This window comes from Enterobacter cloacae complex sp. 418I7 (assembly GCF_050030705.1).
GTDB classification, from domain to species: Bacteria; Pseudomonadota; Gammaproteobacteria; order Enterobacterales; family Enterobacteriaceae; genus Enterobacter; species Enterobacter intestinihominis.
This window is the reverse complement of record NZ_JBLGUU010000001.1, coordinates 1118232-1140536: the sequence shown is the minus strand read 5'-3', so window position 1 is coordinate 1140536 and position 22305 is coordinate 1118232. Positions and strand designations below refer to the sequence as shown.

The 22305-nt window shown below is 55.5% G+C and carries 23 protein-coding genes and 1 tRNA gene; 14 read left to right on the top strand and 10 right to left on the bottom strand.

All coding sequences use genetic code 11. The annotated features are described in order from the left end of the window. Positions 1-429, bottom strand: a complete 429-nt coding sequence (locus ACQG0S_RS05425) for a glycine zipper 2TM domain-containing protein (protein WP_048965832.1) — start codon at positions 427-429, stop codon at positions 1-3. A 308-nt stretch (positions 430-737) separates the two neighbouring features. On the opposite strand from ACQG0S_RS05425, the gene ACQG0S_RS05420 reads away from it, so the two are divergent. Further along, positions 738-1028 carry a hypothetical protein gene (locus tag ACQG0S_RS05420; protein WP_022647314.1) on the top strand — a complete coding sequence of 97 codons (291 nt, stop codon included), beginning with the start codon at positions 738-740 and terminating at the stop codon, positions 1026-1028. A gap of 129 nt (positions 1029-1157) precedes the next feature. On the opposite strand, the gene ACQG0S_RS05415 is transcribed toward ACQG0S_RS05420, so the two are convergent. Continuing rightward, positions 1158-1234: transfer RNA gene (locus tag ACQG0S_RS05415), tRNA-Arg, on the bottom strand. Positions 1235-1537: 303 nt separating this feature from the next. Here ACQG0S_RS05415 and ACQG0S_RS05410 point away from each other — a divergent pair. From ACQG0S_RS05410 to fimZ, 3 genes are all read left to right on the top strand, one after another. Continuing rightward, positions 1538-2200, top strand: coding sequence for an EAL domain-containing protein (locus ACQG0S_RS05410; protein WP_032670951.1), 663 nt, complete (start codon positions 1538-1540; stop codon positions 2198-2200). Positions 2201-2224: 24 nt separating this feature from the next. Then, positions 2225-2941, top strand: a complete 717-nt coding sequence (locus ACQG0S_RS05405) for a response regulator transcription factor (RefSeq protein WP_023299489.1) — start codon at positions 2225-2227, stop codon at positions 2939-2941. An 806-nt stretch (positions 2942-3747) separates the two neighbouring features. Beyond that, complete coding sequence (fimZ, locus tag ACQG0S_RS05400) at positions 3748-4380, top strand: fimbria biosynthesis transcriptional regulator FimZ (RefSeq protein ID WP_022647311.1); 633 nt, start codon at positions 3748-3750, stop codon at positions 4378-4380. A gap of 50 nt (positions 4381-4430) precedes the next feature. On the opposite strand, the gene sfmF is transcribed toward fimZ, so the two are convergent. The 6 genes from sfmF to fimA form a co-directional block, all read right to left on the bottom strand. Then, positions 4431-4952, bottom strand: coding sequence for a fimbria assembly protein (gene sfmF / locus ACQG0S_RS05395; protein ID WP_022647310.1), 522 nt, complete (start codon positions 4950-4952; stop codon positions 4431-4433). 9 nt (positions 4953-4961) lie between these two features. After that, positions 4962-5969 (bottom strand): type 1 fimbria D-mannose specific adhesin FimH, encoded by a 1008-nt coding sequence (gene fimH / locus ACQG0S_RS05390; protein ID WP_022647309.1) that lies wholly within the window; start codon positions 5967-5969, stop codon positions 4962-4964. Then, positions 5962-8520 carry a fimbrial biogenesis usher protein gene (locus tag ACQG0S_RS05385; RefSeq protein ID WP_048965831.1) on the bottom strand — a complete coding sequence of 853 codons (2559 nt, stop codon included), beginning with the start codon at positions 8518-8520 and terminating at the stop codon, positions 5962-5964. The genes fimH and ACQG0S_RS05385 overlap by 8 nt, the downstream gene beginning before the upstream one ends. A gap of 14 nt (positions 8521-8534) precedes the next feature. Then, positions 8535-9227: a type 1 fimbria chaperone FimC gene (gene fimC, locus ACQG0S_RS05380; protein ID WP_022647307.1), complete on the bottom strand. Its 693-nt coding sequence runs from the start codon at positions 9225-9227 to the stop codon at positions 8535-8537. A 34-nt stretch (positions 9228-9261) separates the two neighbouring features. Beyond that, entirely contained in the window at positions 9262-9804 is a 543-nt protein-coding gene (fimI, locus tag ACQG0S_RS05375) for a type 1 fimbrial protein subunit FimI (RefSeq protein ID WP_023305613.1), read from the bottom strand. Positions 9805-9873: 69 nt separating this feature from the next. Next, the gene (fimA, locus tag ACQG0S_RS05370) at positions 9874-10437 is read right to left on the bottom strand and encodes a type 1 fimbrial major subunit FimA (RefSeq protein ID WP_022647305.1); all 564 of its coding nucleotides are present in this window, start codon (positions 10435-10437) and stop codon (positions 9874-9876) included. Between the two features lie 310 nt (positions 10438-10747). Between fimA and folD the strand changes: the two genes are divergently transcribed. The 5 genes from folD (at position 10748) to ACQG0S_RS05345 (ending at position 15310) form a co-directional block, all read left to right on the top strand. Then, positions 10748-11614: a bifunctional methylenetetrahydrofolate dehydrogenase/methenyltetrahydrofolate cyclohydrolase FolD gene (gene folD / locus ACQG0S_RS05365; protein WP_008499332.1), complete on the top strand. Its 867-nt coding sequence runs from the start codon at positions 10748-10750 to the stop codon at positions 11612-11614. A 2-nt stretch (positions 11615-11616) separates the two neighbouring features. Beyond that, on the top strand, positions 11617-11829 hold the full coding sequence (gene ybcJ / locus ACQG0S_RS05360; protein WP_017694378.1) for a ribosome-associated protein YbcJ: 213 nt from the start codon (positions 11617-11619) through the stop codon (positions 11827-11829). Positions 11830-12112: 283 nt separating this feature from the next. Then, the gene (locus ACQG0S_RS05355; RefSeq protein ID WP_003858916.1) at positions 12113-13612 is read left to right on the top strand and encodes a PTS transporter subunit EIIC; all 1500 of its coding nucleotides are present in this window, start codon (positions 12113-12115) and stop codon (positions 13610-13612) included. 83 nt (positions 13613-13695) lie between these two features. After that, positions 13696-14712, top strand: coding sequence for a Mal regulon transcriptional regulator MalI (gene malI / locus ACQG0S_RS05350; protein WP_023299483.1), 1017 nt, complete (start codon positions 13696-13698; stop codon positions 14710-14712). Positions 14713-14785: 73 nt separating this feature from the next. Next, positions 14786-15310, top strand: coding sequence for a metal-dependent hydrolase (locus tag ACQG0S_RS05345; protein ID WP_169440976.1), 525 nt, complete (start codon positions 14786-14788; stop codon positions 15308-15310). 85 nt (positions 15311-15395) lie between these two features. Here the strand turns inward: ACQG0S_RS05345 and cysS are convergent, their stop codons facing one another. Beyond that, the gene (gene cysS, locus ACQG0S_RS05340) at positions 15396-16781 is read right to left on the bottom strand and encodes a cysteine--tRNA ligase (RefSeq protein WP_126503051.1); all 1386 of its coding nucleotides are present in this window, start codon (positions 16779-16781) and stop codon (positions 15396-15398) included. A 175-nt stretch (positions 16782-16956) separates the two neighbouring features. On the opposite strand from cysS, the gene ppiB reads away from it, so the two are divergent. From ppiB to mnmH, 5 genes are all read left to right on the top strand, one after another. Further along, positions 16957-17451, top strand: a complete 495-nt coding sequence (gene ppiB / locus ACQG0S_RS05335) for a peptidylprolyl isomerase B (RefSeq protein WP_000256009.1) — start codon at positions 16957-16959, stop codon at positions 17449-17451. 3 nt (positions 17452-17454) lie between these two features. Next, complete coding sequence (gene lpxH / locus ACQG0S_RS05330; protein WP_038415557.1) at positions 17455-18177, top strand: UDP-2,3-diacylglucosamine diphosphatase; 723 nt, start codon at positions 17455-17457, stop codon at positions 18175-18177. Positions 18178-18295: 118 nt separating this feature from the next. Further along, a complete protein-coding gene (gene purE / locus ACQG0S_RS05325) occupies positions 18296-18805 on the top strand; it encodes a 5-(carboxyamino)imidazole ribonucleotide mutase (protein ID WP_023299481.1) in 510 nt (169 codons plus the stop codon). Further along, the gene (gene purK, locus ACQG0S_RS05320) at positions 18802-19869 is read left to right on the top strand and encodes a 5-(carboxyamino)imidazole ribonucleotide synthase (RefSeq protein WP_023299480.1); all 1068 of its coding nucleotides are present in this window, start codon (positions 18802-18804) and stop codon (positions 19867-19869) included. Before purE ends, purK begins: the two co-directional genes overlap by 4 nt. 84 nt (positions 19870-19953) lie before the next feature. Beyond that, positions 19954-21024, top strand: coding sequence for a tRNA 2-selenouridine(34) synthase MnmH (gene mnmH, locus ACQG0S_RS05315; RefSeq protein WP_426750088.1), 1071 nt, complete (start codon positions 19954-19956; stop codon positions 21022-21024). Positions 21025-21149: 125 nt separating this feature from the next. On the opposite strand, the gene ACQG0S_RS05310 is transcribed toward mnmH, so the two are convergent. Next, positions 21150-22295, bottom strand: a complete 1146-nt coding sequence (locus ACQG0S_RS05310) for a porin (protein ID WP_105322513.1) — start codon at positions 22293-22295, stop codon at positions 21150-21152. Between the last annotated feature and the right edge of the window lie 10 nt (positions 22296-22305).

The window sequence follows — 22305 nt, the reverse complement described above, 5'->3', positions numbered from 1 at the left end:
TTAGTATGATTTTTCCAGGGTGGTATTAGAACCCGTTGTGATGATACGAACTTTGTCGCCAGGGTTAAATGTCAAACCATTATTGTGCTGCACCACCTGAATAGTCTGCCCGGATTGAGTCTTGATAAGTAACTTCACTTCCTGTGCTGCCAATTCGTTAGACTGCCGGTTATGAGAAGCCGCAGCCCCGGCTGTTGCACCGGCTACCGTCATGGCGGTTTTCCCTTTGCCGTTACCGAACTGGTGACCCACTACGCCACCAATCGTGCCCGCGGTTAAGGTACGCAGCGGGTGATACCCTTCTCGGGTATGCGTAATAATTTGGCTCTGCAGAACCGTGCCATCCTCCACCAGCGATCGGATGCCAGCGTAACTCGCCGGACTGGTGATAGCCAGAAAGCTCAACGCGATGAGTAAATATTTTTTCATTTTAAGCCTTTCTTATACATTGAAGGTGACACTATTCTGCCCGGCGAAAAATCATCTCCTTTAGCTAAATATGCTTTATCAGGCAAATAATTTATTTTTACACAAAACGACCATAAATTTAAAAATAAACAATTTAAAACTGGAAAGGTATATTGACTTCAATTATCAATAACGTGTTTTCCAGATACATTGTCAGAGTATTTGATTCAGACGAAGCAATATCCATTGCACAATTCTCAATAAGTACCAATCATCGTTATTAAAATAATGGTCCCTGTCCATACAGGGAAAACATCAGGAGTTATATTATGAAAAAAGTCATTCTCGCTCTGGCTTTCACTGCGGCATCATTTTCTGCATTTGCAAATCATCCGGTAGCCCGTGCCACTGCCGTCGCCTCCGCCGATCATCCTGTTGCCGTTGCGGCGGCCACCGGTGAAGGTAACCATCCTGTCGCCCGCACCACGGCGGTGGTTTCTGCCGATCACCCTGTCGCCGTCGCAGCCGCAACAGACGGTAGTTATCATCCCGTCGCCCGTGCAACCGTGGTCGCTAACGCTGACCATCCGGTCGCCGCCGCGGCCGTTACAGGGCACTAATGGCGCTCTCCCCCGGCAAGGAAGCTGGGGGAAAAGTCAATGTGTCGTATGACCCTGGAAGGCCAGTTATTAAAGGTAATGAAAACACGATTCAGGCTGGTCAGGAACGGCTGAGTGCCGGAGGGTTAATGGCACGCCCTGTAGGATTCGAACCTACGACCTACGGCTTAGAAGGCCGTTGCTCTATCCAACTGAGCTAAGGGCGCACGGAGAAGAGTGTACTTCGCGGTGATGAAACGCCTGGAATTATACGGTCAATGCGTAGTGAGTCAATGCCTTTTCCACCTTCTCTGCCGTTAATGACTAGCTGATTGTAAATACGGCTGTTTTTTCAACATTTATCCCTCTTTTACGGGCTGCGAAAAGGCTTAGCCGCTTTTAAGTAACGCCTGCTGTTTTCCTGTTTACTTCCCCTTCACACTGTCCTGCGGTATCCCGGCCGCCTGGAGGCTGGAAATGAACAGGACGACGGAGTGACAGCGCCAGACCAGACAGGTTTCCCCTCGTGCGTGCAGCACATCTCACACGACATTACAGGCATCAAGCTTGAACCCATTGTCGCCCTCTCCTCTTCGCGCACGGTAGGGGCTGAAGTGCTCAGCGTGCTGTCACCGCATCAGCAAAGCGAAGGCTTTTTTCACGACTGGTCCGCTGCTCGGGCGCTTATGCTGCTGGAAGCTCAGATCGCTGCGTTAAAAAAACCCTTTCCCTGCGACAACCTTTTCATAAATTTGCCGATAACCGTTCTGACCATACCGGAAATGTTCCAGCGTTTACTGCAACTTAACAGCCCACCGCTGAACATTGAACTCGTGGAACCTGCTTCCTTCTTTTCTCTCTCAGACCCGGCACGTCTGAGGGTGAGTTGTGCGCTTCAGCAGTTGACGGCGCAAGGACATCGGATCTGGTTGGATGACATTGATGAAGCGTCAGGGCGCGCGTTTTTATCCTGCCGCATGCCGTTAAGCGGAATAAAAATCGATAAGATCGCTTTCTGGCGTTTACGTGCAACGCCAGCGCTGGCAAACCTGGTCACGCTTTGTTCAAAAATTGCTGAAAATGTACTCATAGAAGGCATTGAAACAGAAACGGACCGTAAGTTTGCGCTTCAGGCTGGCGCGCGCTTCGGTCAGGGATATTATTGGCCATCCTGGAGATGGCAGGAGGACTGAACGGTCATCGCCAAGAGGGAAGCTATGCGAATGACAGTACGCCGTTACCGGCGTCGTCGGACAGGAAGTGATTCACCGGGTTCAACGCACTCGCCTTTTGCTCTCCCATTTTTTGATCGTCTCGAATATTTGAGCCAGTCAATCAACCAGACCCGCAAAACCGATGCTCCCTTTATCGTCCTGGTCACACAGGATAACTTTTTCCGTTCCGGTTTTCTGAGCGGGCACTCTCCCCTGAGCAATTGCTGTGACTATTCCACCCTGGAAGCCGCCCTCAGCGATCTGAATCAGTGGCCTTCATCACGTCTGGTGGTAGATGTAGAAAGCCGCGCCTCGCCGCTTATTGACCTGCTGGACCGATTACGACGCCACAGCCTGTTCGCCCCCTACCTGACACCCTACCTGCTCATCCGCGCCGATGATTACGATACACGCCTGTTTTGCAAAGCGGCTGGCCCTTTTCATGTGATTGAACGGCAACTTACGCCGCGGGCTTTGCAACAAACCTTGCTGGAAGCGCCGTCACCCGCCGGCCACCGGAAAGAGTGGTTTTCACGTGATGAATGGCCGATCCTGCAGGCGCTGTCGCAGGGTAGCACCCTGCGACAGATTGCTCAGTTACAGAACCGCCCCTATAGCCGCATTATTTACCGTCTCAGCTGCATCCTGGCGAAACTTGGGCTGAATCATCGTCATGAGTTGCTACATCTTCTCAACAACCTTTCAGATTTCACGTATTAACGTATTCAGTAACCCCTTAATTCCTAAAGACCTTTAAGAAAATACTTAGGACATATGTTAATTTTTTGTGTTTTTTAACAAAACTTTCGATTTTATAACTATTCCTAATTCTTCAACTTAAACCATGCGAAATGCTGCCTGTACGCTAAACGAGAGTCATTTTATCCATGCGTTAAGTTTCTGACGTTTCCGTTAACAGGATGATAATGGTGTAAAAACAAGCGATTTATCTGTAAATAAAAGCGATGAGAGGTGAAGAAAACAGCAGATAGTGCTGTTTTGACGAAGGGATCATCCTCCTGGCCTGAGGTGTTAGAAATGAGGCAATGACGCGCTAAAGAGCGGACATCAGAGGTAGCGGACAGGCGAAAAGCACTTTGTCACGACCTGCGTATTGTTAACATTTGATCAACATACAGTAAGATCGTTTATTTTTTGTTATTACATAAAGATGAAACTGTGTGGTAAATGCAATATCAGGACATTTTTGCTAATTTTAAAAAGTTAGCGATTCAGATACAGAAGATAATAATCATCAATATATGGACATTAATTTACAGGCTTTTCGGACAATACTTAAACGGTATAATAAGACGTGTTTGACACGCGAATAAGAAAAATCATTTTGCCATAACAGCCTTATGAGATAACTGCGCTCAGGCATTGATATCACCACTACGTAAACAAGGATGCTTTCGCTCTTCCCAGGGATCTACCGTACAAGGATCTGCGTAATTATCCTTCCGGCTTTTCGAGAGTTTTAACAAAACTCAGCATAACGCTTTTAACAATCTGAGGCATAAAAAATGAAACCGGCATCCGTTATCATTATGGACGAACACCCTATCGTCAGAATGTCGATAGAAGTCCTGCTACAGAAAAATAAAAACATCCAGGTCAAACTGAAGTCAGGCGACAGCCACGAAGTGCTTGACTGTATACGCAACCACCCCATCGACCTGGTCATTCTCGATATCGAAATGACAGGCACGGACGGCTTCGTATTATTGAAAAGAATCAGAAACTTAAATAAAGATATTAAGATTCTCTTCCTCTCTTCGAAATCTGAAGCCTTCTACGCAGGGCGCGCCATCCGCGCCGGGGCAAATGGTTTTGTCAGTAAGCGGAAAGATCTGGGGGAAATTTATAACGCGGTGGAAATGATACTGACGGGCTATTCTTTTTTCCCGTCAGAAACATTGAGTTTTATAAACCATATAGGCTCCCGGACAGGCGCCGCTGTGGATATGCCATTATCGAATCGTGAAGTGACGGTTCTGCGATATCTGGCGAACGGATTATCTAATAAGGAGATTGCGGATCAATTATTACTTAGCAACAAAACAATTAGCGCCCATAAGTCTAATATTTTTTCCAAGCTGGGCGTACAAAGTATCGTTGAATTAATTGATTACGCGAAAGCGCACGAATTACTGTAATCCTTCCCTCTCCCTGCAACATATAACCGTTACAGGGAGAGGGGATACGATTAATTATAATTAATCATGAAAGTTGCATCGGCATCAGCCCGGCCCGGCTGCGGGTTATCCGCCGTGGCGATATAATTGGCATAAAACGACAGTTCGGCATTTCCCTGCGCATCCACCGACACCGTCTGGCTGGCCTGCTGCAACGCGAGGCGCGTTTTATCCCGGTCGAGGATCTCCACGGCCACGTTACTGGCCGCGCTGGCATCATTCAGCGCCAGCAGGCTGTTATCATGCCCGTCCATCTTCCCCGTAAATGTGATCGAAGCCGCCCCCGGCGGGCATCCGGTCAGCTTCAGGGTGAACGGTACAGGCTGCGTCCGGCTTCCCGTTGTGCGGAGCTGTTTCGTGGGCCAGGTGCCGAGCGTGACGGTTTTATTGCTGTCGTCCCCCTCCGCCACGCAGGTAAAATCCACGATATTGCCATAGAGCTGAATGTTAATTTCCCCAAGCGCTGTCTCTGCGTGCGCAGGGGAGCAAAGCGCAAAGAGCGCGACGGCTATATACCGCATTCCGTTTCGCATACCTGCTCCTTAGTCATAGTCGACGCGTAAATAGCCGCGAGAGGTAAAACGCCCCTCGGCAGGTTTTTTACCGGTCACGCTGACGGGCCACGCGCGGATCCCCACCTGTGCCTGTGCGCTATCGTCCAGACGGAACGGGATTTTGCTGGTCAGGTTGTTCGGCGTCAGCGGCACGCCATTACTGTTGGCAATCACAAAACCCACATCCGCGTTATCAGAGACCAGCGTACTGCCTGAAACCTTCTCCGCTTCAACACGCATTGTGAGCATGGCGTTCGCCTCGACGTTGGTGCATTTTATGCCGATGGTTTTGCTTTGCGCTGAGATCCCCTCCGGCTTATTTCCGATGCCCGCTTTACTGAACAGAGAGGCGCCGATGTCTCCGAAATCGAACTCCACCACATTTCCGGCATTAATCTCACAGCTCTGAGGCACCTGAATGGTCCCGCTGTAGCTGATGGTATAAACCGGCGTGGTGAGCGGATCCGTGGAGGTCGTGGTGACGTAAACCCGGAACATGATTGCCCGGGGGATCACCACCATATTGATAAAGCGTCGGGTCACCTTAAGCCGAAAGACGAGGCTGGAATCCTGTACACCAAACGGTTTGTTTTTAGACACGTTCGGATGGCTCCCCATCTGAATGTACTTTCTGGGTGGATAGAACGTGCCAGCGTAGCTGTCGGTGATTTTCATCGCCCCGTCCAGATAGTCGTTTAGCTTCAGATACTGGTAGCCATCGCTGGTGCCTGTGACCGGGAATTCGGTCACATAGCTACGCTTGGTGGTGTTCCCGGACGTTCCCTTAGGGCAGACGGCGTTGACGCCCACCCACTGGGACTTCTCGCTGAGTGTAACAATCTGCCCCACCTGGTTATTGGAGCTGTTGAATTTATCCGTCAGGTCGTAATACACCTCCGTCGGCACGCCATTTTCATTGACGCAGACGGTGGCGAACGCCTCAGATAGCGGCAAAAATGCCAGAAGGGATAGCCCCAGATAATGGATTTTATTCACAGCGGATCCCCTTAAGTGTGATCGCCTGTTGCAGGCTCTGTTCTGGCAGGCTGTAGGGCGCACGACACTGGGACTGCTTCCCGTCTCCCCACTGAATCAGCAGTTCCCCGCTCAGCGGCAGCCCGCTCAGGTAAATCTGACCGTCATCTCCCACCATGCTGGTTACGCCGCTCTGCGTCTCACGCACCACCGCCCCAAACGGCACAGGCTGGTTATCACGCTTCACGGTGAGCAACGCACGCACGCCGATGCGGGTGTCAAAACTGGCGCGCACCAGCGCACCGTTCGTCGGCACGACGCTGGAAACGTTATTTTCAATGTCGGTGTTGTTGCTCATGGTGTTAGTGTCGAGCGCCACGCGGTTGTAACGGTACACCGTGGCGTACGGCATCACCGCATAGCCACGCCAGTCTGTTTTGACGCCGGTCTGGTTTTCGACGCTCACGCCTGACGCGCCCGGCGCTTTGATCAAGACGTTGGTATCGCCCAGCGGCTGACTGAATGTGATGCCGTCTGAATGCCCTACCACGCCGCCGGAGAGCTGCCAGTTGAGGTCGTGCTGATCCCGCGTGTAGTTGTAGCCCACGCCCAGCGTACCGTACGTTGCCTGCCAGTTAGCGCTGGCGCTGCCGCTGGCACCGTTATTGCTGGTGTGACCCTGCGTGACGCTGTAGTTCAGGTTACGATCCTGGAGCAGCGTTCCGCTGATCCCGGTCTGCCAGCTGGTATCACCGTCGCTGTTGCGGCTGGCTGAGGCCGTGGCATAGGCCCGGTCGATCGCGTTATCGCGACGGTAGCCGTGACGGGTGAACAGGCTGAACGGGACGGAGACGTTAAACGAGGCGATCCGGTCAGTTCCTTCAATGCCGACGGCCTTGTTCCATGACCAGGATAAGGCGTAGCTGATCCCGTTCACCCCGCCGGCGTAGCCGAGCTGATACCAGACGTTGGACTCGCTGGTGCCCCAGTAACTTTGCTGGCTGCCCGACACGTACACCGAGCCGTAATCGCCAAGAGACTGGGAGATATTGAGCTGGAAACGTCCTTTTTTATTCAGCGTCAGGTTGTGATAGCTCTGCACGTCCGGCACGCCGTCATCGTCCTGATCGTCGCCATACTGGTAGCCTTCCATTGTGCGCCAGGCCACATCGTCGAGGGTGTAGAAGCCTTTGGTCGAGTAGCGATAGCCCAGCAGCTGGAAGTTGGTGCCGAATCCGTTAAGGGATTTTGCGTACAGGAACCGCAGAGACTGCCCTTCATGGCGGCTGTCATCGGCAAGCTGGCTGCGGGCATGGGTGAGGTCAAGTGACACCGCCCCCCAGTCTCCGAGGTTTTTTCCCGCGCCAATGGCGATGGCGGTATAGCGCGAGGCCAGCTGCGTTCCGCCGTACAGCGTGTAGCCGTCGGCAAGACCCGCAATCATCGTACCCTGAGTAAAGAACGGCGTGTCCTGCTCGCTGTTGCCGCTGCGATAGTCCCCTGCCACCAGATCGTATTTCCAGCGTCCTTCACGCTGAAGCAACGGAACGGTGGAATACGGGACGGTGTAGCGCTGCTGGCTGCCGTCCTTCTCTTCCACCGTCACCTCCAGGTCACCGCTTGAGGAGGTCGGGTTAAGGTCAGTTATCGCAAAAGCCCCCGGCTGCACATAGCTTTGGTAAATCACGTATCCGTTCTGGCGGATCACCACTTTGGCAGGGGTGCGGGCGATTCCGCGTACGGTAGGCGCGTAGCCTTGCAGGCTGTCCGGATACATGCTGTCGGACGAATAGAGCCGACCACCGCGAAAACCGACGCTGTCGAAGACATCGTTACCGGTGTTGCTGTCGCCGAGCACCAGCTCGCTTTTTAGCGGAATGACCGTACGCTGCGCCCAGGTGCCAATATTTTGCCAGCTGCTGTGCCGCTGGCCGTTGCTTTCGGTATAACGCCACGCGCCGTTATTGCGTAATCGCCAGGCGCCATAGTTCAACCCGCTTTGCAGGTTCAGATAGTAGCTGTCGTCGTCGCTGCCCCGGTTGCCGGTGAAGCTGTAGTTCAGCAGCGCGGCGGGGATGCCTTCATCCCACTGTTCAGGCGGAATATACCCGCGGGCGCTGTTTTGCATCGCCACCTGAGGCAGACTGACGTTAAGGCGCAACGAGGCGAAGTTGAACGCCGTTTCGCTGCCCGGAATAGCCGTGGTGAGCGGAACGCAGGTCTCGCCCTGCACGTTGCTCAGTTCCGGGAAGGCGGCGATATTGACGCCAAAGCGATCGAGCATCGCGCGCGTAATGCACGGCGACAAACCGCCCGCGACCGGCGGCGTGTTGTCGGCTTGCTCAAACCGCACGTCCTGGGTGCCGATAAACTCATCGTTACGCCAGATATCGACGCGATAGACGCCCGGTGCCTGCTGGTGGCCTTTCTCAAAACGCGACAAATCCGCCACGTTCGCCGCGTCATCGGAGAGAAACGCCGGGTTAAAGTAGCTTTCGCCCCAGCCAGCGTGTGGCCAGAGCGTTGCCATCAGTGCCAGCGCAACCGGGCAGTAACGCCATTGAGTGTTCATCGCCCTGTCTCTGCTCACAGGCTGACGCTACGCGCCGGCGTAATGGCACCGTAGTCATTCACACTCTGCCAGGAGAGCGTGCCGCTCGCTGCGGCAGGCAGCACCTGCTGCGCCGAGCTTTTCGGAGCAACCATCAGGTTCTCCAGCGTCTGACCGCCGAGCTTCAGATTGACCAGCGTGACGTAATACGGTGAGGCATTGCTCACCTTAAGATGGTTGCCGACGCGCTCAAAGCGCAGCTGTGAGAGCGCCTCTTCCGGCGGCATCGCCAGGTTAGCCGGGCGAACAAACAGCTTAATACGTGACAGAATAGCCAGTTGCAGGACGTTGTTGCCGTCCTGATGTTTTTTGCTGACGGAGGGAATCGCTTTGACGTTCATGTAAAAGAGCGATTCGCGATCGGCAGGCAGCGCCGGGCCTGCGTAGATAATGCGCAGGGTGTTTTCGCTGGCCGGCTCGCTGACAAACAGCGGCGGCGTGACGGCAAAGGTTTTTTCCTTTTGCCCGTTGGCATTTTCTATCCACGCGTTAATTAAATAGCGCTCTTGTTTATTGCTGTTGGTGATCGCCAGCGACGTTTGTTTTGCATCGGCCGGATAAATAACGCGCGTCGCGCCCAGCGCAATTCCGCCGGATGCATTCGCGCTGGCAGAAACCATCATCAAAATAAAAGTTAAAAACAGTCCAGGTTTAATCAGGGTGTTCATCACAACCGTACCTTTAATAATTAGTTCGCAGGCGTCAGGGATAAATCAACGTAAACCAGACATTCGACTGAATAGTGCCTGGTACAAGGTGTTCGGAAATAGCGCGGTAGCGGGCGCTGAAATGAAATACCAGCTCGCGGGTGTTAATGGGTAACCAGCTCACTGCCGTCGCGTTCGGGATGATCTGACGTTGCTGTTCGTCAAAAAGCGCCAGTCCGACACCACTGCTGACCGCATTTTCCCCCGGCCGCGATGTCGCCAGGAAAACCTGCGGGTCTTCTGCCGGTGTCACTCCCTGGAACTGGATCCCCACGGTGCGGGAGACGTCCACGCTGCAATCCAGCAGACGTACGGTGAAAGGCACATTAACCGTGGAAAAGCTGCCGACGCCGGAAAAGGCGTTTGTGCGGTATTGCCCCATATCCACGCGCATATTCTGGCTGTCCGGGGCCACGGCGCAGCCGCCGTTAACCAGCTCTCCCCTGAGGTGTACTTTGCCGCCGTCTATGACAACGGTATGTGCGTTTACCGCTGAGGCAATCGCAAGGGCACACAGCAGTATCCCAGTCCTTGTCATCCTTCGCTCCCGGTATAGGCGATCAAAAGACCTCTTCCCTGAGGCCAGCCACATCCCTGTACTCAGGCATTACTCGTATTTCATTACGAATGTTGCGTCCGCGTTTGCCTGGCCTGGCGCGGTGGTCGCCGCCGTGGCTTTATAGCGCGCGGTGAAGTTCAGGGTGTTAGTCCCTTCAATCAGGTTCTGGGCCGCAGAGAAGGTTGCACCGTCCGGGGTCAGCGTGGAGGATTTGCTGTCGAGGATCTCAATGCCTACGCCCTTCGCGGAGTTGTCGTTGTTACCGGAGCTTACCGCCAGCAGCGTTTTGTCGGTGGCGTCGATTTGGCCGGTAAACGCGACAGCAGCGGTTTTCGCTACCGCAGGATCGCAGTCGTTCAGTTCGATGGTGAAGGGAATATTGGAGGTGGTGTCACCCACTTTAGTGAATTTCGCGGTACGGTACTGGCCGAGATTAACCGTCTGCTCTGAAGAGTCAGTATTCACTGAACACGCGGCATTCACTAATTCACCTTTAAAATGCACCGTACCACCGTTTACAGATACAGGTGCTACCGGATCTTCTGCGTGAGCGGCACCCGCGACCAGGGCCAGAGTTGCAATAACAGTAGAAGCAATGTTGCTGAGTTTCATGTCTATTCCTTTAAAATGTAAATAACCCTTCCCGCGCATATTCGGGAATAAGAAATACGTTCAATTAAAAAATTGAAGGCTTATTTCGGAGAGGACAAAGTAGCTCAGGAATCTATTTTGTAATATGTCAAAACGCTGCCATTTTGCCAGGTCACATCCTAATCGCCCCTAAGAAATTGACCACGCACTGAGAAGGGATTTTGCGGGCCATCGATGAAATCTCGTAAAGGGTGACTGACAGCGGCGCTCGCTTCTGACAAAATACAGGTAATCCCCCCTTTCTAACGTTACAGACGGAATCTTCTCTCTGATGGCAGCAAAGATTATTGACGGTAAAACGATTGCGCAGCAGGTGCGCTCTGAGGTTGCGGAAAAAGTGAAGGCGCGTAAAGCTGCCGGAAAACGCGCCCCAGGGCTGGCCGTTGTGCTGGTTGGCAGCAACCCGGCTTCGCAAATTTATGTCGGCAGCAAACGCAAAGCGTGTGAAGAGGTGGGGTTCGTCTCCCGCTCTTACGATCTGCCGGAAACCACCAGCGAAGCAGAACTGCTGGAACTGATTGACACCCTGAATGCCGATAAAGAGATCGATGGCATCCTGGTTCAGCTGCCGCTGCCTGCGGGCATCGACAACGTGAAGGTGCTGGAGCGTATCGCGCCGGACAAAGACGTTGACGGTTTCCATCCGTATAACGTGGGCCGCCTGTGCCAGCGCGCGCCGCGCCTGCGTCCGTGCACCCCGCGCGGCATCGTGACGCTGCTGGAGCGTTATAACATCGACACCTATGGCCTGAACGCCGTGGTGATTGGCGCCTCCAACATCGTGGGCCGCCCGATGAGCATGGAGCTGCTGCTGGCGGGCTGCACCACCACCGTCACCCACCGCTTCACCAAAAACCTGCGTCATCACGTCGAAAACGCCGATCTGCTGATCGTTGCGGTCGGCAAGCCGGGCTTTATTCCGGGCGAGTGGATCAAAGAGGGCGCAATCGTCGTGGACGTGGGTATTAACCGTCTGGAAAACGGCAAAGTGGTTGGCGACGTGGTGTATGAAGATGCCGCAGCCCGAGCCTCCTATATTACTCCGGTCCCGGGCGGCGTAGGCCCGATGACGGTAGCAACACTGATTCAGAATACCTTGCAGGCGTGCGAGGAGTATCACGACGTAGAGGACGCGTAATCATGGCAACTTTTTCTTTAGGTAAACATCCGCACGTTGAGCTGTGCGATCTGCTGAAGCTGGAAGGCTGGAGCGAAAGCGGTGCGCAGGCGAAAATCGTCATCGCCGACGGGCAGGTAAAAGTAGACGGCGCGGTGGAAACCCGCAAGCGCTGCAAAATTGTCGCGGGCCAGACCGTGAGCTTTGCAGGTCAGAGCGTGACCGTGACGGCCTGAGCTGTCTGATGCCCGGTGGCGCTGCGCTTACCGGGCCTACGTACTGTCTCCGTTTGTAGGCCGGGTAAGGCGAAGCCGCCACCCGGCAATTTCTCTCACAATCCCCTCACACCCATCACGGTTAATTATCGATCAACTTCAAATAATCACTATTCCCTCTGGCGAAACGTGAAAATTATGTTGCGCGATTTTCAGACTTTCCCCACGATAAGTAGAACGTTCTACTAAAACGTTCTACTTACAATAACAGCGCGAAAAAAGCGCTACTCGGGGGGAAATCAGCATGAGTCTGATATCAGGGTTTGTTAAATCGCTGTCTAAGTTATCGATGATTGGTCGCGCCTTAATGCTGCCAATTTCACTGCTTCCCGCTGCGGGCCTGCTGCTGGCCTTCGGCGATAAGTTCCACCTGCCGCTGATGATGAACGCCGGCGGGGTTATCTTTGATAACCTGCCGATGCTGTTCGCCATCGGCTCTGCCGTCGGTCTGGCTTCGGAATCCGGCATTGCGGCACTCTCTGCGGCGGTCTCGGTGTTTGTCACCAACATAACCATCAGCACCGTGCTGAGCATTACGCCGGAAATGGCCTCCCAGGGCGGGAAATACGCCATGGTCGTCGGCATTCCGACGTTGCAGATGGGCGTCTTTGGCGGCCTGATCTGCGGTATTCTCGCGGCCTGGTGCTACAACCGCTTCCACACCATGCAGCTGCCGGAATTCCTCGGCTTCTTCTCCGGGAAGCGTTTTGTGGCGATTGCGACGGCATTTCTGTCGTTCCTGCTCGGCCTGCTGCTGCCGTACGTGTGGCAGCATATTCAGTCCGGGATCGACGCCCTGTCCGTGGTGGTGAACGGCGATAACCAGGCGGCCTCGACCTTTATCTTCGGGCTGGTGGAGCGCGCGTTGATCCCGCTCGGCCTGCACCACATCTGGTATCCCTCCTTCTGGTATTCGTTCGGGGATTACACTACCCAGGCGGGTCAGGTGATCCACGGCGACCAGACCATCTGGTTCAAGATGCTCGAAGAGGGGGTGAAATCCTTCAGCAGCGATACCTACCAGAACGCCGGGAAATTCATGCAGGGCGAGTTCCCGCTGATGCTGTTCGCGCTGCCTGCGGCGTGCCTTGCGATGTACCATGAAGCGCATACGAAGAATAAGAAAATCGCGGCCGGTATTCTCTTCTCCGCCGCCCTCACCTGCTTCCTGACGGGCATCACCGAGCCGGTAGAGTTCACCTTTATCTTCGTGGCGCCAATCCTTTACGTCTTCAACGCCATCATGGCGGGCCTGGCGTACATGACCATGTACCTGCTGCATGCGCACATCGCTAAGTCGTTCTCGGCGGGCTTTATCGACTACCTGTCGTTCGGGATCCTGCCGTCGTTTAACGGCTATCAGACCAACTTCCTGAGCGCCATTATCATCGGTATCCCAATGGCCCTGATTTACTATTTCACCTTCCGCTTCGTGATCCGCCGTTTCGACGTGAAAACGCCGGGCCGCACCGAAGTGACCGCCAGCGCAAATGACAAGTCCGATTCCGAACTTGCCACCGAAATCATCGGCCTGCTGGGCGGTGCGCAGAACATTGATTCTGTCGGCTCCTGCATCACGCGTCTGCGTCTGGAAGTGGCGAAGAGCGAAGCGGTGGACCGGGACGGGCTGAACGGGCTGGGCGCGCGCGGCGTGGTGTTTGTTGGCGACAACGGGATACAGGTGATTTTCGGGGCCAGAGCACAGTTTATCGCCCAGACCATGTCCACGATGATTGGCAAATAATAAGATGCCTGAAGGAGGCGTCTCCTGTACGCTGGGGTACGCCTCTTATCTGGCTGATAATCGGTAAATTTCAGGGAGCGGTTTTGAAGAAAGTCAGCATTATTGATGTTGCAAAGCATGCGGGCGTGTCGGTTTCTACCGTGTCGCTGGTGCTGCGCCAGAAAGGGAAAATCTCAGAGGCGACGATCGGGAAGGTCAATGCCGCCATCACAACGCTGGGCTATGTTCATAACGTCGCCGCTGCCAACCTTCGCGCCAACACCTCCAATTTAATCGGCCTGATCCTGCGGGACTTCAGCGACAGCTTTTCCATCAAAGTGATGGCGAGCATCGTTCAGGAGCTGGAGAAACAGGGTTATATGGTTTTTCTCGGTCAGCCGCTGAACGACGACGAACATCTTGAGCGTACCCTGCTCTCATTTAAGCAGCAGGGCGTGGCGGGCGTCATCTATCTGGCGTCGGACACCCGCGCCGCCTCTCTCCCGGAACACATTCGCCAATGCCCGCTGCCGCTTGTGGCGGTTTCGCAGTCGTTGCTGGAAGAGAAATGCAATCTGGTGATGCGCGATAACCGCCAGGCGGCGAACCTGGCCGCGCGTTATCTTATCGAGCGCGGGCACCGCACCATCGCCTACATTGGCGGGCGCGACGGGTGCCGTATTCGCGAGCAGCGCCTGCTCGGTTTTCGCAGCGCGATGACGCAGAACGGCCTGGTCTGGCGTGAGGAATATTCTCCCGCCTGCACCGATGATACGCAGGCGGCGGCCATGGCGACTCGCCAGCTGCTGGAGAAGAACAACACGATTACCGCCCTGCTCTGCCATTCGCCGGACGCGATGATCGGTTCGATCTCCGGCATTCACCAGGTGGGGCGCACGGTGGGCAAAGACGTGTTTTTAACCCAGCAGGTGGCGCTGATTGGTTTTGAAGATATGCTCCACGTTAATCTCACGTCGCCGTCACTGACTTACGTTTCGTCTGCCAGTGAAGAGACCGGCCGCCAGGCGGCAGGGCTGATGATCCGCAGGCTGAAGGAGCCGGATCTGCAAACGCAGCGTATTACCCTCTCCGGCCAGCTTATCGCGCGGGAATCGGCGTAAATTCAGAATTTAGCATGGGTCTTATAGCGCGAGATGACTGCTATATTTCCATGATTTGCCATGGATAAATGTAATGCCTACCGTTATCACCCACGCTGCCGTACCTCTGTGTCTGGGCTTAGGGCTCGGAACCAAAGTCATCCCACCCCGCCTGCTGTTTGCCGGGATCATCCTCGCCATGCTGCCTGACGCTGACGTACTGGCGTTTAAATTCGGTGTCGCCTACGGGAATATTTTCGGCCACCGCGGTTTCACTCATTCGCTGCTGTTTGCCTTTGTAGTGCCCATACTTTGCGTGCTGGCTGGGCGTCGATGGTTCCGGGCCAGCCTGTCACGCTGCTGGCTGTTTTTAACCGTGTCGCTGCTGTCGCACAGCCTGCTGGATTCGAGTACCACCGGCGGGAAAGGCGTCGGCTGGCTGTGGCCCTGGTCAGATGAGCGCTTCTTTGCACCGTGGCAGGTGATTAAGGTCGCGCCGTTTGCACTGTCGCGCTATACCACGCCGTACGGGCATCAGGTGATTATCTCGGAACTGCTGTGGGTGTGGCTGCCGGGAATCGTGCTGATGGGAGTATTATGGCGGAAGAAGAGAAGGTAAAAAAAGCCGGGTGGCGGCTACGCCTTACCCGGCCTACTTTCACCTGTAGGCCCGGTAAGCGTAAGCGCCACCGGGCATTACGGACTTACTTACGACGCCAGGTGGTGCCCTGCGGGCCGTCTTCCAGAATAATACCCATCTCGGTCAGACGGTTACGCGCCGCATCCGCCGCCGCCCAGTCTTTCGCCTGACGCGCTTCCAGACGCGCTTTAATCAGTGCTTCAATTTCCGCTACTTCACCGTCGTCCGCCTGCGCGCCGCTTTGCAGGAACACGTCCGGCTCCTGCTCCAGCAGGCCGAGCACGGAAGAGAGCTTACGCAGATGCGACGCCAGCGCATTCGCCGCCGCCATATCTTCTGACTTCAGGCGATTCACCTCACGCGCCATGTCGAACAGCACGGAGTAGGCTTCCGGCGTGTTGAAGTCGTCGTTCATGACCTCAACGAAGCGGGCTTCGAACGCCTCGCCGCCAGCGGCCAGAACAGACCTGTCGGTGCCGCGCAGTGCGGTATACAGACGCTCCAGCGCAGCGCGCGCCTGCTTCAGGTTCTCTTCGCTGTAGTTCAGCTGGCTGCGATAGTGGCCGGACATCAGGAAGTAGCGCACGGTTTCCGCGTCGTAATACTTCAGCACGTCGCGCACGGTGAAAAAGTTACCCAGCGATTTCGACATCTTCTCGCGGTCAACCATCACCATCCCGGAGTGCATCCAGTAGTTCACGTACTCGCCGCCGTGAGCACAGGTGGACTGCGCGATTTCGTTTTCGTGGTGCGGGAACATCAGATCCGAACCGCCGCCGTGGATGTCGAAATGGTTGCCCAGCTGTTTGCAGTTCATCGCGGAACATTCAATGTGCCAGCCCGGACGCCCTTCGCCCCACGGGGATGGCCAGCTCGGTTCGCCCGCTTTGGACATCTTCCACAGCACGAAGTCCATCGGATTACGCTTCACGTCAACCACGTCCACGCGTGCACCGGCCTGGAGCTGGTCCAGATCCTGGCGGGAAAGCGCACCGTAGGTTGGGTCCGTCGGCACCGAGAACATCACGTCGCCGTTGTCCGCCACATAGGCGTGACCGCGCTCGATCAGCTTTTGGGTGATCTCAATGATTTCATGAATATGGTGGGTCGCACGCGGCTCGCTATCCGGGCGCAGAATATTCAAGGCATCAAAATCCTTGTGCATTTCGGCGATCATGCGATCCACCAGCGCGACAAAGCTTTCGCCATTTTCATTAGCACGTTTAATGATTTTGTCGTCGATGTCGGTGATGTTGCGCACATACTTCAGGTTATAGCCCAGGAAGCGCAGGTAGCGGGACACCACGTCGAACGCGACAAAGGTACGGCCATGGCCGATATGACAGAGATCGTAAACCGTAATACCACACACGTACATGCCGACTTCCCCGGCATGGATAGGTTTAAATTCCTCTTTTTGGCGCGTCATTGTATTAAAGATTTTTAACATCGAAGATTCCATGTAAACACGTGTGTGGATTGTTTGTTCCTTATAATACCCATAATTCGGAGCACGGTCAGCACACAATGCAAGGTGATCGTGTCCTGTGGTTATGCTATAACAAGCCCCTATATGTGACCCGAGCACGGGTCGACGCACCACAATAACGGAACAGGATGCAAAAATGGTTACTTTCCACACTAATCATGGCGATATCGTAATCAAAACCTTTGATGACAAAGCGCCTGAAACAGTTAAAAACTTCCTGGACTACTGCCGCGAAGGTTTCTACAACAACACTATTTTCCACCGTGTGATCAACGGCTTTATGATCCAGGGCGGCGGTTTCGAGCCTGGCATGCGCCAGAAAGAGACGAAAGAAGCGATCAAAAACGAAGCGAACAACGGCCTGAAAAACACCCGCGGTACGCTGGCAATGGCCCGTACTCAGGCCCCGCACTCTGCTACCGCACAGTTCTTCATTAACGTGGCGGACAACGACTTCCTGAACTTCTCTGGCGAAAGCCTGCAAGGCTGGGGCTACTGCGTATTCGCAGAAGTGGTTGAAGGCATGGACGTGGTCGACAAGATCAAAGCCGTTTCTACTGGCCGCAGCGGTATGCACCAGGACGTTCCTAAAGAAGACGTTGTGATCACAAGCGTGACCGTCAGCGAGTAATTCGTGGCGACACTCTTTATTGCGGACCTGCATCTGCAAACAGAAGAACCGGCGATAACCGCCGGTTTTCTGCGTTTTTTACGCGGTGAAGCGAAAAGCGCCGATGCGCTGTACATTCTGGGTGACCTGTTTGAGGCCTGGATAGGCGACGACGATCCGAACCCGCTGCACCGTGAGATGGCAGCGGCCATTAAAGCGCTGGTGGATTCCGGCGTCCCCTGCTATTTCATTCACGGCAACCGTGATTTCCTGATCGGCCAGCGTTACGCCCGCGAGAGCGGCATGACGCTGCTCCCGGAAGAGCAGGTGCTTGACCTCTATGGCCGCAATATTCTGATCATGCACGGCGACACGCTCTGCACTGACGATACCGGCTACCTGGCGTTTCGCGCCAAAGTTCACACCCCGTGGATCCAGAAAGTGTTCCTCGCCCTGCCGCTGTTTATTCGCAACCGCATCGCCGCCAGAATGCGCGCGGGCAGCAAGGCCGCCAATAGCAGCAAATCGATGACCATCATGGACGTCAACCCGCAGGCGGTAGTGAAGGTGATGGAGAAGCATCGCGTTCAGTGGCTGATCCACGGCCATACCCATCGTCCCGATGTGCATTCCCTTATCGCCAACGGCGAGCCCGCCCATCGCGTGGTTTTAGGCGCCTGGCACAGCGAAGGATCGATGGTCAAAGTCACGCCGGAAGGTGTGGAACTGATCGCCTTCCCGTTCTAACCCTCCTCGTTTTTTCGCCCATTTCACGACCACGCAACCGTTTTCCTTGCCGGTATTACATGCTATTCTCTGTGCCCTCGAAAGCAGTGTGTTCCGCACCACAGGAGTTTTAAGACGCATGTCTTCCCGCAATAATCCGGCGCGTGTCGCCATCGTGATGGGGTCCAAAAGCGACTGGGCTACCATGCAATTCGCCGCCGAAATCTTTGAAATCCTGAATGTTCCGCACCACGTCGAAGTGGTTTCCGCGCACCGTACGCCGGATAAACTGTTCAGCTTCGCCGAAAGCGCCGAAGAGAACGGTTACGAGGTGATCATTGCCGGTGCGGGCGGCGCAGCACATCTGCCGGGCATGATTGCCGCCAAAACCCTGGTGCCGGTACTGGGCGTGCCGGTACAGAGCGCCGCGTTAAGCGGGGTTGATAGCCTGTACTCTATCGTCCAGATGCCGCGCGGTATCCCTGTCGGTACGCTGGCGATTGGTAAGGCGGGTGCCGCAAATGCCGCCCTGCTGGCCGCGCAGATCCTCGCGACGCATGATAATGACTTACATCAACGCCTGGCGGAGTGGCGTAAAGCCCAGACCGACGAGGTGCTGGATAACCCGGATCCGCGGGGTGCAGCATGAAGCAGGTTTGCGTTCTTGGTAATGGTCAGCTTGGCCGGATGCTGCGTCAGGCCGGTGAGCCGCTGGGTATTGCCGTCTGGCCCGTCGGGCTGGACGCCGAGCCGGAAGCCGTGCCGTTCCATCAGAGCGTGATCACCGCCGAAATTGAACGCTGGCCGGAAACCGCCCTGACCCGCGAGCTGGCGCGCCATAACGCCTTTGTGAACCGCGACGTCTTCCCGATCATCGCCGACCGTCTGACGCAAAAGCAGCTGTTCGACAAGCTCGGCCTTGCGACCGCGCCGTGGCAGCTGTTGTCCGACAAAAGCGAGTGGAATGACGTCTTCGCCATGCTGGGCGATCTGGCGATCGTGAAGCGTCGTGTCGGCGGCTACGACGGTCGCGGGCAGTGGCGCCTGCGCGCGAACGACACCGCCGAGCTGCCGGACGACTGCTACGGCGAGTGCATCGTTGAGCAGGGCATAAACTTCAGCGGTGAAGTGTCGCTGGTGGGCGCGCGCGGGCATGACGGGCACACCGTTTTTTACCCGCTAACGCATAACCTGCATCAGGACGGGATTCTGCGCACCAGCGTCGCCTTCCCGCAGGCCAATGCTGACCAGCAGGCGCAGGCGGAAGAGATGCTCTCTGCCATCATGCATGAGCTGGGCTATGTGGGCGTAATGGCGATGGAGTGTTTCGTCACGCCATCGGGTCTGCTGATCAACGAACTTGCGCCGCGCGTGCACAACAGCGGCCACTGGACGCAAAACGGTGCCTCCATCAGCCAGTTCGAGCTGCACCTGCGCGCCATCACTGACCTGCCGCTGCCGCAGCCGGTGGTGACCAGCCCGTCGGTGATGATCAACCTGATCGGCACCGATCTGAACTACGACTGGCTGAAGCTGCCGCTGGTGCACCTGCACTGGTACGACAAAGCGGTGCGCCCGGGTCGTAAGGTCGGCCACCTGAACCTGAACGATACCGACACGGATCGCCTGAGCGCCACGCTGGAAGCGATTGTTCCCCTGCTGCCGCCAGAATACGCGAGCGGGATTGTCTGGGCGCAGTCAAAACTGAAGTAAGTAACCCCCGCCGGGGAGTTGACCTTCCCCTTCCCCGGCGTACAATTCCCGCCCATTGCTGCTTAGCTTTCTTCTGGAACCACCATGAACGATGGAACGGACTATCGCGCGATCCTCGCGTCCGATACCCCTTTAATCGACGTTCACGCGCCGATCGAATTTGTCCAGGGTGCGATGCCCGCCGCACTCAACCTGCCCTTAATGAACGACGACGAGCGTGCCGCCGTCGGCACCTGCTATAAACGCCAGGGTCCGGACGCCGCACTGACGCTCGGCCATAGCCTGGTCAACGGCGAGACGCGAGAGGCGCGCATCAACGCCTGGCGCGAAGCCAGCCTGGCCCATCCTGAGGGCTACCTTTGCTGCGCGCGCGGTGGCCAGCGCTCACATATCTCCCAGGCCTGGCTTAAAGAGGCGGGAATCGATTATCCGCTGATCCGCGGCGGCTATAAGGCCCTGCGCCAGACGGCAATTCAGGTGACGATTGAGCAGTCACAAAAACCGATGGTGCTTATCGGTGGCTGTACCGGAAACGGCAAAACGCTGCTGGTGAAGCAGCATGCGCAGGGCATCGATCTGGAAGGGCTGGCGCACCATCGCGGCTCGTCATTTGGCCGCACGCTCACCCCGCAACTTTCTCAGGCGAGCTTCGAGAATCACCTTGCCGTCGAGCTGCTAAAAAAAGATGCCGCGCGCTGGGTGCTGGAGGATGAGGGCCGGATGATTGGCTCTAACCACCTGCCGGAGTGCCTGCGCGACCGCATGGCGGAAGCGCCTGTCGTTGTGGTCGAAGATCCGTTTGAGATCCGTCTTGAGCGCCTGCGCGAAGAGTATTTCGACCACATGTGGGCCGATTTTTTTGCCGCCTACGGTGAAGAAGCGGGCTGGAAAGCCTACAGCGAATACCTGCATCACGGCCTGTTCGCCATCCGCCGTCGTCTGGGGCTGCAACGATTCGCGGAATTTACCGCGCTATTAGATTCCGCGCTGCTGGAACAACAGCGCTCTGGAAGCACTGACGCGCACTTCAGCTGGCTTGTGCCACTGCTGAAGGACTATTACGACCCGATGTACGGCTATCAGCTGGAGAAGAAAGCGGAGAAGATTGTTTTTCGCGGGACGTACGAAGAAATTGCCGAGTGGCTTGATCGCTGAAAAATAAAGCCGGGTGGCGAGGTAAAAGCAAAACGGCAACCTGGGTTGCCGTTTTTAATGTTTTTTCCCTCTCCCCGTGGGAGAGGGTCAGGGTGAGGGCATCAGGCCGCACCCTACATGACAACTCAGAAGTCGTAACGCAGACGCACCAGGTTCATGTCGCCCAGGTTGTCGGTGCTGGAGGTGAACACGTGTTCGTAATCCACGCGGAAACCGTAGTCCAGCTGGAAGCTGATACCCACGCCGTTGTCGATGCGCTGGTAGTTACGGCCGTTCACGTACTCAATGCGGTCGCCCATGAAGTACGGCTGAATGGATTTCACCGCATACTGACCGACCGGGAATTTGTATCCTGCGAAGTATTCAATACCCCATGCATCACCGGCGAAGTAGTCGTTAACGGACACTTTTTTGGTGGTCATGAAGTTCTGATACCAGCCGCCGCCTGCGGAGAAGGTCCAGTTATCCGGCGTCCAGCTCAGTGCGGTGCCGAGAATGTTCTGGTCGTAGGATTTGCTGTCGCCGTTGTCCGGATTACGCATGTCCGCGCGGGTGTAGTTCCACGCTGCGCCCCAGGTCAGATCGGTGGTCAGGTGGTAATCGATACCCAGTGAACCGCCGCCTTTGCGCTTGTAGCGCAGGCCGTTGCCCGGCAGGTATTCGCTGTCTTCAAACAGGTAAGAGGCGTAGATGTCAGCATCGCCCACGGTTTTCTTGTACTTCAGCATCTGGCGTGAACGGTAAGAGCCGTCGTAGTCGCCGTTGATCCCGTTACCCGACGCCTGACCAATCATGTCGTAGTCCCAGATATCGGTTTTCGCGCCCACCACGTCATAGTACACGCTGTTCTGCTGGCCGAAGGTCAGCGTACCCCAGGTGTCGCTCTTCAGACCGGTGTAGAGCATACGGCGTGAAGTATCGTGCGCGCCGTCGGCGTAGTGGTTATCCCAGTTAAACTGCGCCGGAATGTTCACACCCAGCTCGTAGTAGGTGATCCAGCTGATGTCATCGAACAGGTAGTAGTCTGCCGCGAAACGGAAACGGGTACCGCCGTCAAAACCGTTACGCTTGTAGCCGTTTTTGCCGTCGTCACCGGTCATGTTCTGGAACTGAGGACGGATGCTGCCGCCAACGGTGAAGTTCAGACGGCTCAGCGGGTTACCCGCCTGCGGATCCTGTTTCAGAAGGGTGATTTCCGCCTGAGATGCGAAAGAAGCCAATGCCACTGCTGCGCCGATCGTTGTCGCCAGCGCTGTTTTTCTTATAGTCATTCTTTTTCCT

Excerpts from the sequence above, each read along its gene's own strand:
- ACQG0S_RS05385 (WP_048965831.1), bottom strand. The coding sequence starts at position 8,520 with ATGAACACTCAATGGCGTTACTGCCCGGTTGCGCTGGCACTGATGGCA.
- ppiB (WP_000256009.1), top strand. The coding sequence starts at position 16,957 with ATGGTTACTTTCCACACTAATCATGGCGATATCGTAATCAAAACCTTT.
- sfmF (WP_022647310.1), bottom strand. The coding sequence starts at position 4,952 with ATGCGAAACGGAATGCGGTATATAGCCGTCGCGCTCTTTGCGCTTTGC.
- ACQG0S_RS05355 (WP_003858916.1), top strand. The coding sequence starts at position 12,113 with ATGAGTCTGATATCAGGGTTTGTTAAATCGCTGTCTAAGTTATCGATG.
- ACQG0S_RS05345 (WP_169440976.1), top strand. The coding sequence starts at position 14,786 with ATGCCTACCGTTATCACCCACGCTGCCGTACCTCTGTGTCTGGGCTTA.
- fimC (WP_022647307.1), bottom strand. The coding sequence starts at position 9,227 with ATGAACACCCTGATTAAACCTGGACTGTTTTTAACTTTTATTTTGATG.
- fimI (WP_023305613.1), bottom strand. The coding sequence starts at position 9,804 with ATGACAAGGACTGGGATACTGCTGTGTGCCCTTGCGATTGCCTCAGCG.
- purE (WP_023299481.1), top strand. The coding sequence starts at position 18,296 with ATGTCTTCCCGCAATAATCCGGCGCGTGTCGCCATCGTGATGGGGTCC.
- fimA (WP_022647305.1), bottom strand. The coding sequence starts at position 10,437 with ATGAAACTCAGCAACATTGCTTCTACTGTTATTGCAACTCTGGCCCTG.
- purK (WP_023299480.1), top strand. The coding sequence starts at position 18,802 with ATGAAGCAGGTTTGCGTTCTTGGTAATGGTCAGCTTGGCCGGATGCTG.
- cysS (WP_126503051.1), bottom strand. The coding sequence starts at position 16,781 with ATGTTAAAAATCTTTAATACAATGACGCGCCAAAAAGAGGAATTTAAA.
- folD (WP_008499332.1), top strand. The coding sequence starts at position 10,748 with ATGGCAGCAAAGATTATTGACGGTAAAACGATTGCGCAGCAGGTGCGC.
- ACQG0S_RS05405 (WP_023299489.1), top strand. The coding sequence starts at position 2,225 with ATGCGAATGACAGTACGCCGTTACCGGCGTCGTCGGACAGGAAGTGAT.
- fimZ (WP_022647311.1), top strand. The coding sequence starts at position 3,748 with ATGAAACCGGCATCCGTTATCATTATGGACGAACACCCTATCGTCAGA.
- ybcJ (WP_017694378.1), top strand. The coding sequence starts at position 11,617 with ATGGCAACTTTTTCTTTAGGTAAACATCCGCACGTTGAGCTGTGCGAT.
- ACQG0S_RS05310 (WP_105322513.1), bottom strand. The coding sequence starts at position 22,295 with ATGACTATAAGAAAAACAGCGCTGGCGACAACGATCGGCGCAGCAGTG.
- ACQG0S_RS05420 (WP_022647314.1), top strand. The coding sequence starts at position 738 with ATGAAAAAAGTCATTCTCGCTCTGGCTTTCACTGCGGCATCATTTTCT.
- mnmH (WP_426750088.1), top strand. The coding sequence starts at position 19,954 with ATGAACGATGGAACGGACTATCGCGCGATCCTCGCGTCCGATACCCCT.
- ACQG0S_RS05425 (WP_048965832.1), bottom strand. The coding sequence starts at position 429 with ATGAAAAAATATTTACTCATCGCGTTGAGCTTTCTGGCTATCACCAGT.